This is a genomic window from Sorangium sp. So ce385, from assembly GCF_051474135.1.
Lineage (GTDB): Bacteria > Myxococcota_A > Polyangia > Polyangiales > Polyangiaceae > Sorangium > Sorangium cellulosum_D.
The window spans coordinates 4,605,144-4,620,288 of the sequence record NZ_CP150337.1; the positions used below are offsets into that span (position 1 = coordinate 4,605,144).

Annotated in this window: 10 protein-coding genes; 8 read left to right on the top strand and 2 right to left on the bottom strand. The window is 72.8% G+C overall.

The annotated features are described in order from the left end of the window. The first annotated feature begins 84 nt into the window (after positions 1-84). From WME83_RS16970 to WME83_RS16995, 6 genes are all read left to right on the top strand, one after another. The gene (locus tag WME83_RS16970) at positions 85-1,554 is read left to right on the top strand and encodes a DUF4178 domain-containing protein (protein ID WP_437320325.1); all 1,470 of its coding nucleotides are present in this window, start codon (positions 85-87) and stop codon (positions 1,552-1,554) included. Positions 1,555-1,865: 311 nt separating this feature from the next. After that, positions 1,866-2,174: a hypothetical protein gene (locus WME83_RS16975; protein WP_020735372.1), complete on the top strand. Its 309-nt coding sequence runs from the start codon at positions 1,866-1,868 to the stop codon at positions 2,172-2,174. Between the two features lie 162 nt (positions 2,175-2,336). Further along, a complete protein-coding gene (locus WME83_RS16980; RefSeq protein WP_437320326.1) occupies positions 2,337-3,449 on the top strand; it encodes a hypothetical protein in 1,113 nt (370 codons plus the stop codon). Then, positions 3,446-5,524 (top strand): hypothetical protein, encoded by a 2,079-nt coding sequence (locus tag WME83_RS16985; protein WP_437320327.1) that lies wholly within the window; start codon positions 3,446-3,448, stop codon positions 5,522-5,524. Before WME83_RS16980 ends, WME83_RS16985 begins: the two co-directional genes overlap by 4 nt. Positions 5,525-5,823: 299 nt before the next feature. Continuing rightward, complete coding sequence (locus tag WME83_RS16990; RefSeq protein WP_437320328.1) at positions 5,824-8,067, top strand: ATP-binding protein; 2,244 nt, start codon at positions 5,824-5,826, stop codon at positions 8,065-8,067. After that, positions 8,064-9,611: a sigma-54-dependent transcriptional regulator gene (locus tag WME83_RS16995; protein WP_437320329.1), complete on the top strand. Its 1,548-nt coding sequence runs from the start codon at positions 8,064-8,066 to the stop codon at positions 9,609-9,611. The genes WME83_RS16990 and WME83_RS16995 overlap by 4 nt, the downstream gene beginning before the upstream one ends. 19 nt (positions 9,612-9,630) lie before the next feature. Here the strand turns inward: WME83_RS16995 and WME83_RS17000 are convergent, their stop codons facing one another. Beyond that, the gene (locus WME83_RS17000) at positions 9,631-10,932 is read right to left on the bottom strand and encodes a UDP-glucose dehydrogenase family protein (protein WP_061629311.1); all 1,302 of its coding nucleotides are present in this window, start codon (positions 10,930-10,932) and stop codon (positions 9,631-9,633) included. Between the two features lie 249 nt (positions 10,933-11,181). Beyond that, positions 11,182-12,879 (bottom strand): L,D-transpeptidase, encoded by a 1,698-nt coding sequence (locus WME83_RS17005; protein WP_437320330.1) that lies wholly within the window; start codon positions 12,877-12,879, stop codon positions 11,182-11,184. Between the two features lie 397 nt (positions 12,880-13,276). On the opposite strand from WME83_RS17005, the gene WME83_RS17010 reads away from it, so the two are divergent. After that, entirely contained in the window at positions 13,277-14,392 is a 1,116-nt protein-coding gene (locus tag WME83_RS17010; protein WP_437320331.1) for an AAA family ATPase, read from the top strand. Further along, positions 14,385-15,137: a hypothetical protein gene (locus tag WME83_RS17015; RefSeq protein WP_437320332.1), complete on the top strand. Its 753-nt coding sequence runs from the start codon at positions 14,385-14,387 to the stop codon at positions 15,135-15,137. The genes WME83_RS17010 and WME83_RS17015 overlap by 8 nt, the downstream gene beginning before the upstream one ends. Positions 15,138-15,145 lie beyond the last annotated feature (8 nt).

A 15,145-nucleotide genomic window follows, 5' to 3' on the forward strand; every position in this document is an offset into this window, starting at 1 on the left:
GCGGCGCGGGCCGACGCCGCGGCGCGGGAAGCAGCTTTGAAACGCTTCCTCTTCCCTGGCCGGCGCTTCTAGTATGGTGCTCGCGTGAGCACGCCCTTCGACCGAGCAGCCGCGTGCCCCTCGTGCGGCGCGCCGATCACGTTTCGCTTCGCGGGCGCGATGGCGCAGGTGTGCAAGCACTGCAAGTTCGTGGTCGCCCGCACCGACCGGGACCTCCGGGCCGTCGGGCGCGTCGCGGACCTGGTCGAGATCCCCACGCCCCTCCAGGTCGGGGTCACGGGGCGCTGGGGCAACGAGCCCTTCGTGGTCGACGGCCGCGTGCAGCTCGATCGCGCCGGCGCGCCGGGCGCGCCCTGGCAGGAGATCTTCATCGCCTTCCCGGCCAGCGGCCGCTGGACGTGGGTCGCCTACGCCCAGGGGCGCTGGTACGCGACCACCGAGGCGCCGCTCCCGCTGAACGGGCTGCCCCCGTGGGCCTCTCTCCAGCCCGGCGGCCGCGTCCACCTCGAGGGGCACGGCATGTTCACCGTCGTCGAGGTCGGCCGCCGGCGCGTGATCTCGGCCGAAGGGGAGATGCCGCACGTCGCCGCGCCGGGGGTGGTGACCGGCTTCGTCGACATCGCGGGGCCGCGGGGCGAGTTCGGGACCCTCGACTACGGCGACGGGCGGACCCTCCCGCCGAAGCTCTACCTCGGTCGGCAGATCGACCCGGCCGTGATGCAGCTCGACGCCGGCGCGCCCGTGGATCGGCCCACCGCGCAGGTGACGGCCCTCGCCTGCCCGAACTGCGGCGGCAACCTCCCGCTCGCCGCCCCGGGGACCGCGGAGCGCATCGTCTGCCGCTACTGCGGCACGGCGAGCGATCTCACGAACGGCGCCCTCGTCGCCCTCGGCCAGGTGCCCCGGCCGCCCATGGAGCCGTACGTCCCGCTCGGCGCCGAGGGCCAGCTCCGTGGCATGCGCGTGCTCTGCATCGGCTTCGTCATCCGCGGCTGCACGGTGGAAGGCGAGCGCTACCGCTGGCGGGAGTACCTGCTCTACGGCGGACCGAGCGTCGGTTACCTGTGGCTGATGGAAGAGGACGGCGCCTGGCAGCTCGTGACGCCGCTGTCACCCGGCGAGGTCCAGCCGATGGGGTCGACCGCGAGCTACCAGGGGAGGACGTACGCGCTCAAACAAAGCGTCCACGCCGAGGTGGAATACGTCATCGGCGAATTCTACTGGAAGGTGGAGATCGGCGAGGGGGTACAAGCCACCGAGTACCAGGGCGAAGGCGGCAAGATCAGCATCGAGCAGGCCCCGACCGAGGTCAGCGTGTCGTTCTGCTCACCGTTGCCTGGCGCGGAGCTCGCCGCCGCCTTCCACCTGCCGCCCCCGCCGAAACCCGGGCTCGGCAGCGGGACGGGCCTGAGCGCCGGCACGGTGATCGTCCTCGTCGTCGTCCTGATCATCGTCCTCCTCATCCTCATCTCGCTCAGCGACTGTGGCGGGGGCGGCGGCGTCATCTTCGTTCCGACCGGGGGGGGCAGCCCGAGCTTCGGGGGCGGGAAGTGATCCAGCTTCACTGCCAGATTCGGCTGAATCTGAATTAAAGGCCGTCGTGGGGCCGGGAATGGCATGGTGCCGGGTGGTGCCGAATCGGGCGCGCGCGGGGCTGGACATGTCTATGTCCACCGTCGCGGAGAGAGCGGCCTCACGTCGCGGGAAACGGTCGAATCCGGGCAGGTGATGGTCAGTTTCGGGTATCGGTCGCCTCCGGCCGCTCCCCTCGATCGAATGATTTCAATGGTTTACACGCTGGCCTGCGGCGGCCCATGACGTGCAATGTGCCGCCCGAAGCCGGCGCGGACCGGTGACGGAGGCCCATGCAAACCGTGAATTCGGTCGACCCGCACGCACAGCTGCGTGCGCTCTACATCTCCCTGCTCCGGAACCAGGAGCACTTCGACGAGTTCAAGCAGCTGCTCTCCCTCTACATCGTCTCGCCCGAGGCCGACGAGGAGCCGGTGGACGCCGCCAGGGTCCGCGCGCAGCTCAACAGCCGCATCCGCTCCTGGATCGGCGGCTTCTTCGATGGGCTGAGCGCCGCCCAGGTGCTCCAGTGGCGCGCGATCGTGGTCGAGGAGCGCATCAACGTGTGCCTGTCGCCCTGGAAGGAGTCGAACATTTATTGATGCTGCGGCGCAGGCGACAGGCGGGGTTGCACCGCCATCGGCGTACGTCCCACCGGCGCGGCTCCGCGCCGGTCCCATCTCCCGGCGCCCGGCGCCCGCGCCGCGCCTCGGCCGCGAGCGCCGGGCCGCGCGCGCCGCGCCCGGCCACGGAGGTGTCCGCCCATGGATGAAGCGCTCTGGGTGGACGAGCTCTACACGGCGTTCTGGCGGACCCTCCCCGGGATGCTCCACGCCGAGGCGCAGGGGCTGGCCTACACGCTCGGCCTGGCCCCGTCGCGCGACGTGCCCTGGAGCGCGGTGTTCCGCAACGAATTCACCCTGGCCGCGCCAGCGCTGCTCGCCGAGGCCATGCCAGGGGTCCGCGGGGCCACCGTGCAGGACGCCCTGCTCGCGCACCTCCTCGCCGTCATCGAGGCGTTCGGCACGGACCGCATCCAGGACGCGCAGGTCCGGCCGACCTGGCAGCTCGAGGCCATCCTGGCCCACGCGCGGCGGGCGCGCGACGAGGCGCTGCGCCGCGTGGCGCCCGACGTCGACGACCCGGCCATCGACTTCGCCCGCGCGGACGAGGCGACGCTGCTCGCCATCGAGGCCGAGCGCAGCGTCCTCGCGAGCGGCGAGCCCGCCGGGTTCAGCCGCTACTACGCGCTCTCCCTCGGCAAGCAGAGCGTCGGCTTCCCGGCGTCGATCGCCCTGGCGCACGCCGCGGGCTGGACCGCCGCGCAGCGCGAGGTGCTCGCGCGGCTGCTCTCGTCGGTGTGGCTCGGCCTGCAGCTCCACGACGATGTCATGGACTGGCAGGACGACTACCAGCGAGGCGGCGCCTGGGCCGTCGTCCTGGCCTCGGAGCTCCGATCGCGGGCGGAAGGCGAGCCCGACGCCACGGCCACGCGCGCGCGCGATGATGACCGCGCGTCCGGATCGTACCACCGCGGCGCGATCGCCTACGGGCCGCTCGGCACGCCGCCCTGGGGGATCGCCGCGACGCCGAGGGCGAAGAGCGAGCCGCCGGCCTCCAGCGCGGCCTCGTCGCTCGTCCCCGTGCGCCGCATGGTCCTCGAGTCGGGCGTGCTCGCGGCGATGCTCGACGGCGAGCGCCGGTGCTTCGGCGCCGCGCGCCGGCGCGCGGCCGCCCTCGGCGCCCGCCGCGTCGCCGCCTGGGCGGCGGCGAGGGAGGCGCACGCGCAGGAGCTCGCGCGCTGCGAGGCCGAGAGCCCGGGCTTCGCCAACCGCGCCCACGCGCTCAACGCCTGGGCCAAGGCCGTGCTGGCATGAGCCGGGGCCGCGACGCGGCCTCGCGGGGGGGAGCGGGCGCTCCGGAGGAGGGGCCTGCGCGCGCTCGCCCGGCGCGCGGCCGCCCGAGCGCGCCGCCCCCCGCGTCGACGGCCTCCCCCAGGGCGCGCCCGGCGCGCCCGCCGTGGGACTTCGGCTACGCCCCGGTGCCCACGGCCGCGGGCGACGACGACGGCGGCCCCCTCGACATCGTCGTGGCCCTGCGCTGCGCCGCGGCCCCCGGCGACGTTGTCGCGGCGCTCTCGGCGCGCTGGTCCGCGGTCGAGGTCGAGCGGGTCATCGAGCGGGCGCCCATCTTCTGGCTCCGCGTCCGGTCGCCCGAGGGCGGGCGGCGCGCCGAGGTCGCCGCCGCGCTCTCGGCCGCGGCGCTCCCGGTGCGCTACGTCGCGTCGGCCCGGCGCCCGAGCGCCGCCGTGGCGCCGCGCTTCGACGCGGCCGCGGGCGCCGCGGCGCGCCCGGACGCGTGGACCGTCCGCGGCGCGTCGTTCGAGGAGGATCCCGTCACGCCCGGCCGCTGGTTCCTGCGCGACGAGGAGGGCGGGATCGGGGTCGACCGCCGCCGCTGCGGGAGCGGCGCGGGGATGCGCCTCGGGGTCATCGACGACGACGCCTGGGCGGCCGACGAGCTCGGCCTCGATCGCGAGGTGCTCGTCATGCTCGAGCACCCGCCGCGCAGCCAGGCGCACGGCTCGTTCATGGTCGCCTGGGCCGTCGGATCCCGCCGCCCCGGCGGCTTCCGCGGCGTCGCGCCGGACGCGTCGCCGCGGCTCTACCTGATCCCGAAGCCGGGCTCGTGCGTCCTGGCCCTCCCGGTCGCGATCGTCCAGGCCGTCAGCGACGGCGCCGACGTCGTGGTCTGCGCCGCGTACGTCGAGGGCTCGACCACGCCCATGCTGGACGACGCGCTCGAGTTCGCCGCCCGCCTCGGGCGCCGCGGCCGGGGCTGCCCGGTCGTGTTCCCGACGGGCCGCGAGGCCTCGAGCCCCCCTGCGTCGCTGCACGCGAGCTTCTCGCTCGGGTTCGGCGAGCCCGCGAGCGACCCGCGGGTGTTCTGCGTCGGCCCGGGCGCCCGCGGCGAGGGGTGGTTCCTCTGGCGGGATCGCCGGGGGCGCAGCCGCCCCTTCGCCAACCGCGGCCCGGCGGTGCGATGGCTCGCGCCCGGCGACGATCTCACCTGCCCGCTGCCGCCGGCGTCCGGCGCGGCGCCCGCCTCCGGCGCCTCCGGCATGGCGCCCGAATCCGGCGCGGCGCCCGCCTCCGGCGCATCCGGCGCGGCGCCCGAATCCGGCGCGGCGCCCGCCTCCGGCGCGGCGCCGCTGTCCGAGCGGCTCTGCCACGCCGAGTCGAGCGGGGCCTCGGCCCTGGCCGCGGGCGTCCTGCTCCTCGTCCTGTCGCGCAACCCCGCGCTGCGCCTGCCCGAGCTCGACGCCCTGGTCCTGCGCACGCTCGCGCCGGTCCCCCCCGCGGCGCCCGCGTCGGCCGAGCCGATCGCCGATCCGTGGGACCTCTTCCCCGACGGGCGCGATCGCGACGGCCACAACGCCAAGCACGGCTACGGCCGCATCGACGCGGGCCGGGCCTGCCTCGCCGCCGGCGACCCCATCGCGCTCGCGCTGGTGCTCATCGGCGAGGACCGCGCCGCGCGCGCCTGGCACGACGCCCGCGCCGCGGGCCCGCTCGCCCGCGGCCTGTACTCGCGCCGCCTCGCGCGCTGGGCCGTCCGCGCGTTGCTCGCCGACCCGAGCCTCTGCCACGGCGTCTGCGCGCTCGCGCGCCACGCCCGCCTCACCGCGGGCGACGACGCGCGCCGGCGCGCCCACGGCGCCGGCGTCGTGCTGCGGCAGCTCTCGGTCCTCGTCCGCGGCCTCGCCGCGAGCCGCCAGGCGCCGCCGGCGCCGCCGCGCGTGCGCGGCGAGGTCGCGGCCCTGCTCGACGACCTCGAGCGCTCGGCGACCGACGCCGCCGCGGTCCAGGCCGTCGAGTCGCGCTTCGGCGAGCTGGCCGACGCCGTGTTCGCGGACGCCGCGGAGCGCCGCGCGCGCCAGGGCGCGGCCTGAGCGCGCTCCCGCACCGGCGGCTCGGCGTGATCCCCCTCTCATCCCCGCATGAAAACGTAATGAAAATCGCGTAACAGCGCCGCCGGGCCCGCCGGGGCGCGGGCGATCGCGGCGCGGCGGGCCGTCCGGCGCGTGAGCCCCGTTGGTTCACCCGGGGTTCCAGCGTATCGTGGGTGGCTCGTGGCGCAATTTACGCGCCGTCGAGTCTCCCGATGCCAGCTATCGAGAATCGGCGTTGGCTCCTTGCGGCGGTCGTCTTCGCGGCGCTCGTACTGGGCGGCTCCGGGATCAGGAGCGCCGTGAGCTGGTACGAGCGCCCGTTCCCGGGCGTCCTCGTCGATCCGGACGGCGTGGTCTCGAGCCTCGGCCTGCCTTCCTGGGAGGGCTTCCAGAAGGGCCTCCGGTTCCCCGATCGCGTCGTCGAGGTCAACGGCTGGCGCCTCGAGAGCACGGAGGGGCGCTACCGCGCCAGCACCTGGGACGCCGCGATCGAGCAGGCGGCGCGCGAGGGGCAGCGCTCCGTGCGCGCCCGCGTCGAGACGGCCGAGGGGGTGCGCGACGTCGAGCTCTCCCTCGTCCCGTTCGATCCGCTCGCGTGGTGGTTCTACGCCGGCGGGCTGATGGTCGTCGCCTCGCTCTACGTGGGCGCCGCGCTCATCGCCCTCAGCGCGAGCCCGCGCGGCAAGCTCGCGCGCGCGTTCGCGACGGCCGCGCTGTTCACCGCGCTCTTCCAGTTCTCGATCTTCGACTACCACAGCTCGCGCGACCTCGTCCCGTTCTTCCACGTCGCCTACGCGCTCGTCCCGATGAGCTTCTTCACCCTGGCGCTGCGGCTGCCGGACGACGTCGCGCTCATCGCGCGCTACCCCGCCTTCGCGCGGATCGCGCATGGGCTCGGCGGCCTGCTCGCCGCCGGCATGCTCGCCTCGCACGCCATGGGCTGGACCACCGTCGGGCTCCGGGGCGTCTGCGCGACCCTGGTCGTCGCCTCGTTCCTCTTCTTCGCGATCACGCTGATCCTCCGCTTCGCCGCCGCGGAGGGGGACCGCCGCCGCACGCTGCGCGCGCTGCTCCTCGCCATGGCGCCGCCGCACGTCGTGATCGCGGTCGGGTTCCTCTTGGCGATGCTCGGCGTCGCGGAGTCGGCGCTCGCGTGGTTCTCGATCCCGGCGCTCGCCCTCACGCCCGTCTCCAGCGTCGTCGCGTTCATCCGCTACGACCTCTGGGGCAGCCGCGCGCTCCTGTCGCGCCCGCTCACGCGGATCATCATCGCCGGCATGATGGTCGCGCTCACGGTGATCGTCTGCTCCGCCTGCGCGGGGTACGCCGGCCTCCCGCTGCTCGGCGCGATCAAGGTCGCCGCGCCCGCCGCGATCGTCAGCGCCGCGCTCGTCGTGTTCGCGCTCGGCGCCGGCGACCGGAAGCTCTTCCCGGCGCGCGCCGAGTACAAGCCCACCGTCGAGCAGCTCAGCGAGGAGCTCACCCTCGTCGCCGATCCCGACGAGGTCGCGGACGCGGTCGAGCGCACGGTGGCGCGCTGGCTGTCCTGCGAGCGCGTCACCTTCCGCCGCATCGAGGTCGACGCCGCCGACGCCCCCGGCGAGCAGGAGCCGAGGGGCGCCGAGGCGAGCGGCGAGCGGCTCATCGGGATCGATCCGCCGCCGGCGAGCGCGAGCGAGCTCTCGCTCACGCTCATGTTCCGCGGCCGGCTGCTCGGCGTCCTCGAGGTCGGCAAGAAGCGCGGCGGCGCCCTGTTCACGAGCGAGGACCTCGACCTGCTCCGCACCATCGGCAACCAGGCCGCGCTCGCCCTCGCGCACGCGCACAGCTACGCCGAGCTGGAGCGGCGGCGGCGCGAGCAGGCCGCCGCCTGGCGGGACGAGCGCGCGGCGCTCATCGAGACGCTCGCGGCCGAGATCACCCACGAGGTGCGCTACCCGATCAACTTCTTCCGCTCGGTGTTCAAGCGCGGCTCGAGCGACCAGAGCCTGGACGCCGAGGAGGTCGAGATCGGCTGCGAGGAGGTCGAGCGCCTCGAGCGGCTCGTGATGGGCCTGCGCCGGGTGACGCACAGGAAGCTCGAGCGCCGCCGCCTCACGGTCGAGGAGCTGGTGAGCCGGGCGGAGATGCTCCTGCGCGATCAGCTCGGCAAGCGGCGGATCGAGGCGCGCGTGAGCGCGACGCCGCGGCTCAGCTGCGACCCCGACCAGGCCACGCAGGTGCTCGTCAACCTCCTCTCGAACGGCCTCGACGCCGCCGGCGACAAGGGGACCGTCGGGGTCACCTGGGAGCCCTCCGAGGGCGGCGCAGAGCTCGTCGTGTGGGACACGGGGCCGGGCTTCGGCGGCGACGCTTCGCGGATCTTCGCGCCCTGGTACACGACGAAGCCGCGCGGGACCGGGCTCGGGCTCGCCATCACGCACCGCATCGTCCGCGCCCACGGGTGGTCCATCAACCCGGAGCGGCGCGACGGCAGGACGCGGTTCGTGATCGCGATCCCGGCCGCCGACGTCGCCATGACCGCAGAGGACGAGGTCGCGTGAAGATCCTGGTCGTCGACGATCAGCGGAGCGGCCGCCGCACGCTCCGGCAGATCCTGGCCGCGCTCGACGAGGTCGAGGTGCTGGAGGCGGTCGGCCTCGACGACGCGATGGCGGCGGTGGAGCGGAGCGCGCCGGACCTCTTGCTCCTCGACGTGCGCCTCTCGGACGATCCGCGCGACCGCGGCGGCCTGGAGATCCTGCGGCGGGTGCGCGCCTCGGGGCGGAGCACGCCGGCGGTGATGGTCACCTCGGTCAGCGAGCTGTCCGAGATCCGGGAGGCCATGCGGCTCGGCGCGCAGGACTACGTGCTGAAGGACGAGCTCTGCCCGGAGATGCTGCTGCCGATCATCGAGGGGCAGCGCGAGCGGCTGCTCCTCAAGGGCGAGGTGGTGCGGCTGCGCGAGCGGGTCGACCGCACGTTCGGGACGAAGGCGCTGCTCGGCTCGTCGGCGGCGATGGAGCGCGTGCGGCGGATCGTCGAGCGGGTCGCCGAGTCGAACAAGACCGTGCTCATCCGCGGCGAGACCGGCAGCGGCAAGGAGATGGTCGCCCGCGCGCTGCACGAGATGAGCTCGCGCCGCGGCGAGCCGTTCGTGGCCGTCAACTGCTCGGCGCTGCCGGGGACGCTCATCGAGTCGCTCATCTTCGGGCACGAGCGCGGCGCCTTCACCGGCGCCGAGAAGCGCATCCGCGGCCAGCTCGAGCTCGCGGGCGCGGGCACGATCCTGCTCGACGAGATCGCCGAGATGCCCGGCGAGCTCCAGGCGAAGCTCCTCCGCGTGCTCGAGGATCGCCGCTTCCGCCCGCTCGGCGCCGAGTCGGAGATCCCGTTGCGCGCCCGCGTCCTCGCGGCGACCCACGTCGACCTGGAGAAGCGCATCAGCGAGGGGCGCTTCCGCGAGGATCTCTTCTACCGGCTCAACGTGGTCACGGTGCACGTCCCGTCGCTCGCCGAGCGCGACGCGGATCTCATCGAGCTCCTGCTCGCCTTCAGCGCCGAGCTCCCGCGCAAGCTCCGCTACACCGACGAGGCGATCGCGTGGCTCGTCCGGCGGCCCTGGCCGGGCAACGTGCGGGAGCTCCGGAACGTCGTCGAGCGGCTCGGGCTGCTCGCGGACGACGATCTCATCGACGTCCCGACGCTCGAGGAGCTCGCGCGCGAGCGGCCGATCGTGGACGCCACGGCGGAGATCGACCGGCTGGCGCGCGCGCTGCTCGCGCTGCCGGAGCGGCTCGGATCGAAGCTCCGCGTGATCGAGCGCGCGGTGCTGCACCACGCGATCGAGAGCTGCGGCGGCAACAAGGCGGCCGCGGCGCGGCTCATCGGCGTCGATCGGAAGATGCTCGAGCGGCGGTGGGACCGGCACACCGGCGAGGAGCCGCCGAGCAGCCGGCGGGTCACGCCCGTGAACGCGCCGCGGTACCTCGGCGAGGAGCCGCCGAGCAGCCGGCGGCTCTCGCCCGCGAACGCGCCGCGGTACCTCGGCGAGGAGCCGCCGAGCAGCCGGCGGCTCTCGCTGCCGTCGGACCCTGGCGACGGCTGAGCCGCGCCCGGGCGGCGCGCTACTTCCTGCCGATGCCGGTGTAGACGAACCCCATGCCGCGGAGCTCGTCGGGCTCCCAGACGTTGCGCCCGTCGAAGAGGGTCGGGGAGCTCAGGATGCGCTTCAGCCGGTGGAAATCGGGGCGCCGGTACTCGTGCCACTCGGTGACGACGACCAGCGCGTCCGCGCCCTCGGCCGCGCCGTACATGCCGTCGCTCAGGAGGATGCGGTTCCCGTAGATGGCGCGCACGTTCGGCATCGCCTGCGGATCGTGCGCCTGGACCGTCGCGCCCGCCTCGAGCAGCTGGTCGATCAGCGTGAGCGCCGGCGCCTCGCGGATGTCATCGGTCTGCGGCTTGAACGCGAGCCCCCAGACCGCGATCGTCTTGCCCTTGAGCGCCCCGTCGAAGTGGGCGCTCACCTTGCTCCCGAGCAGCCGCTTCTGCCGGGCGTTGATCCGCTCCGTCGCCCGCACGATCTCCAGGTCGTGCCCCACCGCGCCCGCGGTGTAGAGGATGGCCGAGAGATCCTTGGGGAAGCACGACCCGCCGAACCCCGGGCCCGCGAAGAGGAACTTCGTGCCGATGCGCGGGTCGGCGCCGACGCCCTTGCGCACGAGCTCGATGTCCGCGCCGAGCTTCTCCGCGAGCACCGCCAGGTCGTTCATGAACGAGATGCGCGACGCGAGCAGGGCGTTCGCGGCGTACTTGGTGAGCTCGGCCGAGCGGGCGTCCATGAGCTGGATGCGGTCGCTCGCCCGCACGAACGGGTTGTAGAGGTGGCGCAGGATCTCGCGCGCCTTCGGGTCGTCCGAGCCGATGATCACGCGGTCGGGCTTCATGAAGTCGTTCACCGCGTCGCCCTCCTTGAGGAACTCCGGGTTCGACGCGACGGCGAACGGCTGGGTGGTGAGCCCGCCGATGATCTGCTTGAGCCGATCCGCGGTCCCGACCGGGACCGTGCTCTTCGTGGCGATCACCTTGAAGTTGTTCAGGTTCTTGCCGATCGTCTCGCCGACGGCCTCGACGGCGGAGAGGTCGGCGGAGCCGTCGTCGGCCTGCGGCGTGCCGACGGCGATGAAGACGATCTCCGCGTCGCGGATGGCGCCGGCGACGTCGGTGGAGAACCGGAGCCTGCCGTCCCGCGTGTTCTTGGCGATGAGCACGTCGAGGCCGGGCTCGAAGATCGGCATCTCTCCGCGCTTCAGCATCTCGATCTTGGCGGCGGACACGTCGACGCACGCGACGTCGTTCCCGAAGTCCGCGAAACCCGCGCCGGCGACGAGGCCGACATACCCTGTTCCCACGACCGCAAGCTGCATGCGCGGGACGCTACCACGACTCTGCGGCTGTTCGAGCCGGGAGGAGCCCGAAGTGTGATCCCCGATCGATCTGTCCCGCTCCTCAAGCGCTCGCGCCCACGCCGGGGCCGGGCGCGGGCCTCGCCGGTCGCGCTCCTCGCGCGCCCTCCGGCGGCGGGGCCTCGCGCTCCTCGCGCGCGCCTCTCCGGGGGCGGCCCTGCCCTCGGGCGCGCGCTGGGCCGGGCGCTCGACGCCCGAGGGGCGCGTGGCTCAGGGGTGCACGAACACCACCGTTCCGGTCAGCGAGCGCGCCGCGCCGTGCCATCCCGGCGGGACGGCCGGCTCGGTCCAGAAGAAGAGGCGGCGGGCGTCCTCCGGAGACAGGTTGATGCAGCCGTGGCTCTTGGGTCGGCCGAACTTGTCGTGCCAGTAGGCGCCGTGCAGCGCGTACCCCTCCTCGAAGTACTGCACGTAGGGCACGTCGCGCAGCTCGAACTCCTCGCCGACGGCGTCCGAGTCCATCGTGATGGAGATGTACTTCGTGTGGATGCGGAAGATCCCGCGCTTCGTCGCGGTGCTCGACTCGTGGTCCTCGAGCCCCGCCTCGCCGCTCGAGATCAGGGTGGCGTAGACCGGCTTCGTGCCCTCGTAGGCGACGAGCACCTGCTTCGTGATGTTGACGTCGAGCCACTTCTCGCCGTTCTTGCCCCAGGCCGGCATCTTCTTGGCGGGGTCGATGCGGCCGGCGTGGCGATCGTCGATCCAGTCGCCGTCCTTCGTCTCGTAGTGCAGCTTGCCGCCGAAGAACTGCTGCTTGCCGGTGAGGGCCACGGCGGCGCGCCACTCGAGCTCCCCGGCGTCGACGAGCTTCTTGCCCTCCACGCGCCACCGCTTGCCGCCGGCGCGGCGCACGAGCGCGAACGGGAAGTCGATGTCCTTGCCGATCTCGACGCCGTGGAAGTCGGACCCGCGGATGGGGCGGAACCGATCGGCGGGGACGACGCGCAGGTCGGTGGTGACGTTGTAGCGCCGGCCCTCGTGGAGGAACGACTCGATGAAGGCCATGCCGTTGCGCCGCGAGACCTCGTCGATCTTCACGGCGTCGTCGGACTTGATGAGGCCGGAGAGGTTGGGGGCCTTCCGGCCGTCGCGCAAGAACCACGGGATCTCGCGATCGGTGATGCGCTGCGCGAGGGCGTCGAGCGCGGGCGGGGCCGGCTCGTTGCTCCATTTGAGCCACACGTCGAGGCCGTAGGTGGCGCCGCTCTCCTCGTCCTTGGCCCAGCGATCGAGGTGCTTCTTGAGGCTCGGCTCGTGGCGCTCGAGGTCGTCCTGCGTCGGGATGCGCGCGTACGCGGGGCCGCCGCGCGTGACGGTGCCGTACATGTACGGGAGCTTGTGGGTGACGTCGGGGCGGCGGGCCGCGGCGCGGACGATCTCGTGGTTCAGGTCGAGGGTCGCGTCGGGGCCGAGGCACACGTAGCCGAACGGCTTGATCTTGCGGAAGCCGCCGGGGCAGCCGTCGGTGCCTGCGGGCTCGGGATCCATCTCGACGACCGCGCCGGCGCGGAGGAAGCCGACGCGCTTGGCGCCGGTGCTGGGCCGGGCGTAGACGCGGGTGAGCATCGCGATGCTCGCGAGCCGCGGGCTGCCCTCGGGGGGCGGCGGGGGCGGGGTGGCGACGCCGCTCAGCGAGACGATGGGCGGGCCTTGGGGCTGGCCGGGCGGGGGCTCATCCTCGGCCGGGGCAGGGGAGGCGGAGGGGGCGCCGGAGGCGGCGGAGGCGGGGCCCTGCGCGGCGGCCTCCTTGGCGGCGGCGCCGCCGTGGGCCTCGGCCGGCGAGTCGGGGGTGCTGCCGGACTGGGACTGGCCGCAGCCCGAGAGGAGCGCGGCGAGGGCGAGAGACGCGAGCGCAGGGCGGCGCGCCGCGCGCGGTGCTGCGGGGCGCGTTCGGGGCGGCGTGTCCATGGCGGGGCGACCGTAATGCACAGGAGGGGGAGGCGGGCCAGTTTTCGGCGGGGTCTGCGCCGGGGATGGTCCGCTCCCGCTTCGCGCCCGGGCCACGTGGAGGGTGGCGTTCTCCACGAGTCGTGGCGTTGAGACGAGCGACACGTGCGTGTGATGGCGACCGTTGCCGAGCGAGGCGCCGCGCGAAGACTCCGCGCCGTTCGGCGGAACACAGCGTCGTTTCAGTGCGCCACGCCGCGGCGGCAGCGAGTTCGGCCCAACTTCCCGCGACGCAAGAGGCCACGCGATCCCGTTGCTCGCGGAAGCCAGAGGGCGAGCAGGTCAGGCGGGCGAGGTAGCCGAGATGGGCGGGGTCGTCTAGGCTCCCGGGGCCCGTGGAGGGCTCCGGTGCAGGACCATGATCGAGACCGTCAGCTTCAAGAATTTCAAGGCGCTGCGGGACATTTGCCTCCCGCTCGAGCGGTTCACGGTGCTGGTAGGGCCGAACGCCTCCGGGAAAACGAGCGTGCTTCAAGGGCTGGCGTATCTCCATTCGGAAGACCCTTGGTCACTCCTGGAAGGTGAGCGACATCCGTCGGTGCTCCGCTCTCATGGCACCGGCGAGCCGATCGAGATTCGATGCACAGGAACTTGGAAGGGTAGGGCGGGCTCGATCAGCTTTGTCGCAGAGGAATATGATGATGATAACTGGGGAATGCACCTGACGGTCGAATCTGGCGAGAGCAGACATCTCCTGCATAGCTCCCGTTGGTCCGACGAAGATCGAGACACGCTAAATACCGTTCGTCCCCCAGCGGACTTGCTCAGGTTGGATGCGACGAAGCTCGCCCAGCCATCCTACAGCGCCTCCCTCGTGCCACGAGTAGAGCCGGACGGCGATGGCCTGGCTGCCGTGCTCGCCGAGATGCTCATCTCGCGCGCGGACGACTTCCGACGTGTGGAGGATGCGCTGCGCGCGGTCATCCCCGCTGTGGAGAGAGTTCGCTTGGAGCGTTCAGCGGTGAAGCGTCCCGAGATCCAGCGGGTTACCATCAACGGCCAGACGATGACGAGCACCGTCGAGCGAGAATACGTCGGCCATCGTGCCGTGCTGGACATGCGGGGTGCGGCCAATCTACCAGCCCACGCCGCGAGCGAGGGGACGCTCATCGTGCTCGGGATCTTGACGGCGATCATCGCCCGTAAGGGCGCACATTTGCTCCTCATCGACGATCTTGAACGCGCGATCCATCCGAGGGCCATCGCCGATCTGGTCGCGCAGATCCGCAAGCTCCTCGACGTGTTTCCTGAGCTGCAGATCGTCGCGACGAGCCATTCTCCCTACCTCATCGATCATCTCGAGCCTGAGGAGGTTCGACTGATGAGCGCCGACGAGACCGGCGCCGTGAGGTGGGCCCGGCTGAGCGAACATCCGCAGTTTGAGCGCTGGAAGGAGTTCATGAGCCCCGGGGAGATCTGGAGCATGGTGGGCGAGGACTGGGTCCGCGAACGAGGCGCGCAGCCCCATGCCTGAGCAAGCAGGTTACTCGATAGCGGTCGTATGTGAAGCGGACGCAGACCGGCGCACGGCATGCGCGCTCTGCGATCGAGTGCTCTGTGAAGCCGTTGAGTGGATCGATGCGGCGACGATCGATTTCATTCGCGGCTATCACGGCATCCGCCGCCAGGATTCTTGCTTGAAGTGGACGAGCATGAAGGCGATGGCGAGGTCGAGGCATGTCGTTGCGCACGGGTTTTCTCGCGGAGAACCGCGCGAGCCGGACGCGGCGATGGCCGAGCAGGCGTTGAAGCTCCTCGCCACGCTCGATCCTCCTCCGGATGCCGTCATCCTCATGCGCGACGCGGACAAGATGAGCCGGCGTCGTGAGGGCTTCGAGCAGGCGCGGCACGCACAGCCGTGGCGCTTTCCGGTCGTCATCGGCGTCGCCCACACCAAACGAGAGTGCTGGATCCTCGCTGGCTACGAGCCTCGCGACGATGCCGAGAGGGCGCTCCTCGAGCGCGAACGCAAGGAGCTCGGTTTCGATCCCCGCTCGCGCGCCGAGCAGCTCACGGCCAGCGAGGATGGCGCGAAGCGGGATGCCAAGCGAGTGCTCCATGCGCTCACAGGAGGAGACCAGGAGCGGGAGGAGGCATGCATGAGAGAGCCTCCCCTGGCCGTCCTGAAGCGTCGAGGCGCCGCGACTGGACTGACGGCTTACCTCGATGAGATCGAAGCGCGCCTCGTGCCTCTCTTCGGCCAGGTCGCGAAGCGCTGACGAGCGTC

Bases quoted from the DNA above. Each gene is read 5' to 3' on its own strand.
- WME83_RS16975 (WP_020735372.1), top strand. From the start codon at position 1,866: ATGCAAACCGTGAATTCGGTCGACCCGCACGCACAGCTGCGTGCGCTC.
- WME83_RS16980 (WP_437320326.1), top strand. From the start codon at position 2,337: ATGGATGAAGCGCTCTGGGTGGACGAGCTCTACACGGCGTTCTGGCGG.
- WME83_RS16985 (WP_437320327.1), top strand. From the start codon at position 3,446: ATGAGCCGGGGCCGCGACGCGGCCTCGCGGGGGGGAGCGGGCGCTCCG.
- WME83_RS17000 (WP_061629311.1), bottom strand. From the start codon at position 10,932: ATGCAGCTTGCGGTCGTGGGAACAGGGTATGTCGGCCTCGTCGCCGGC.
- WME83_RS17005 (WP_437320330.1), bottom strand. From the start codon at position 12,879: ATGGACACGCCGCCCCGAACGCGCCCCGCAGCACCGCGCGCGGCGCGC.
- WME83_RS17010 (WP_437320331.1), top strand. From the start codon at position 13,277: ATGATCGAGACCGTCAGCTTCAAGAATTTCAAGGCGCTGCGGGACATT.
- WME83_RS17015 (WP_437320332.1), top strand. From the start codon at position 14,385: ATGCCTGAGCAAGCAGGTTACTCGATAGCGGTCGTATGTGAAGCGGAC.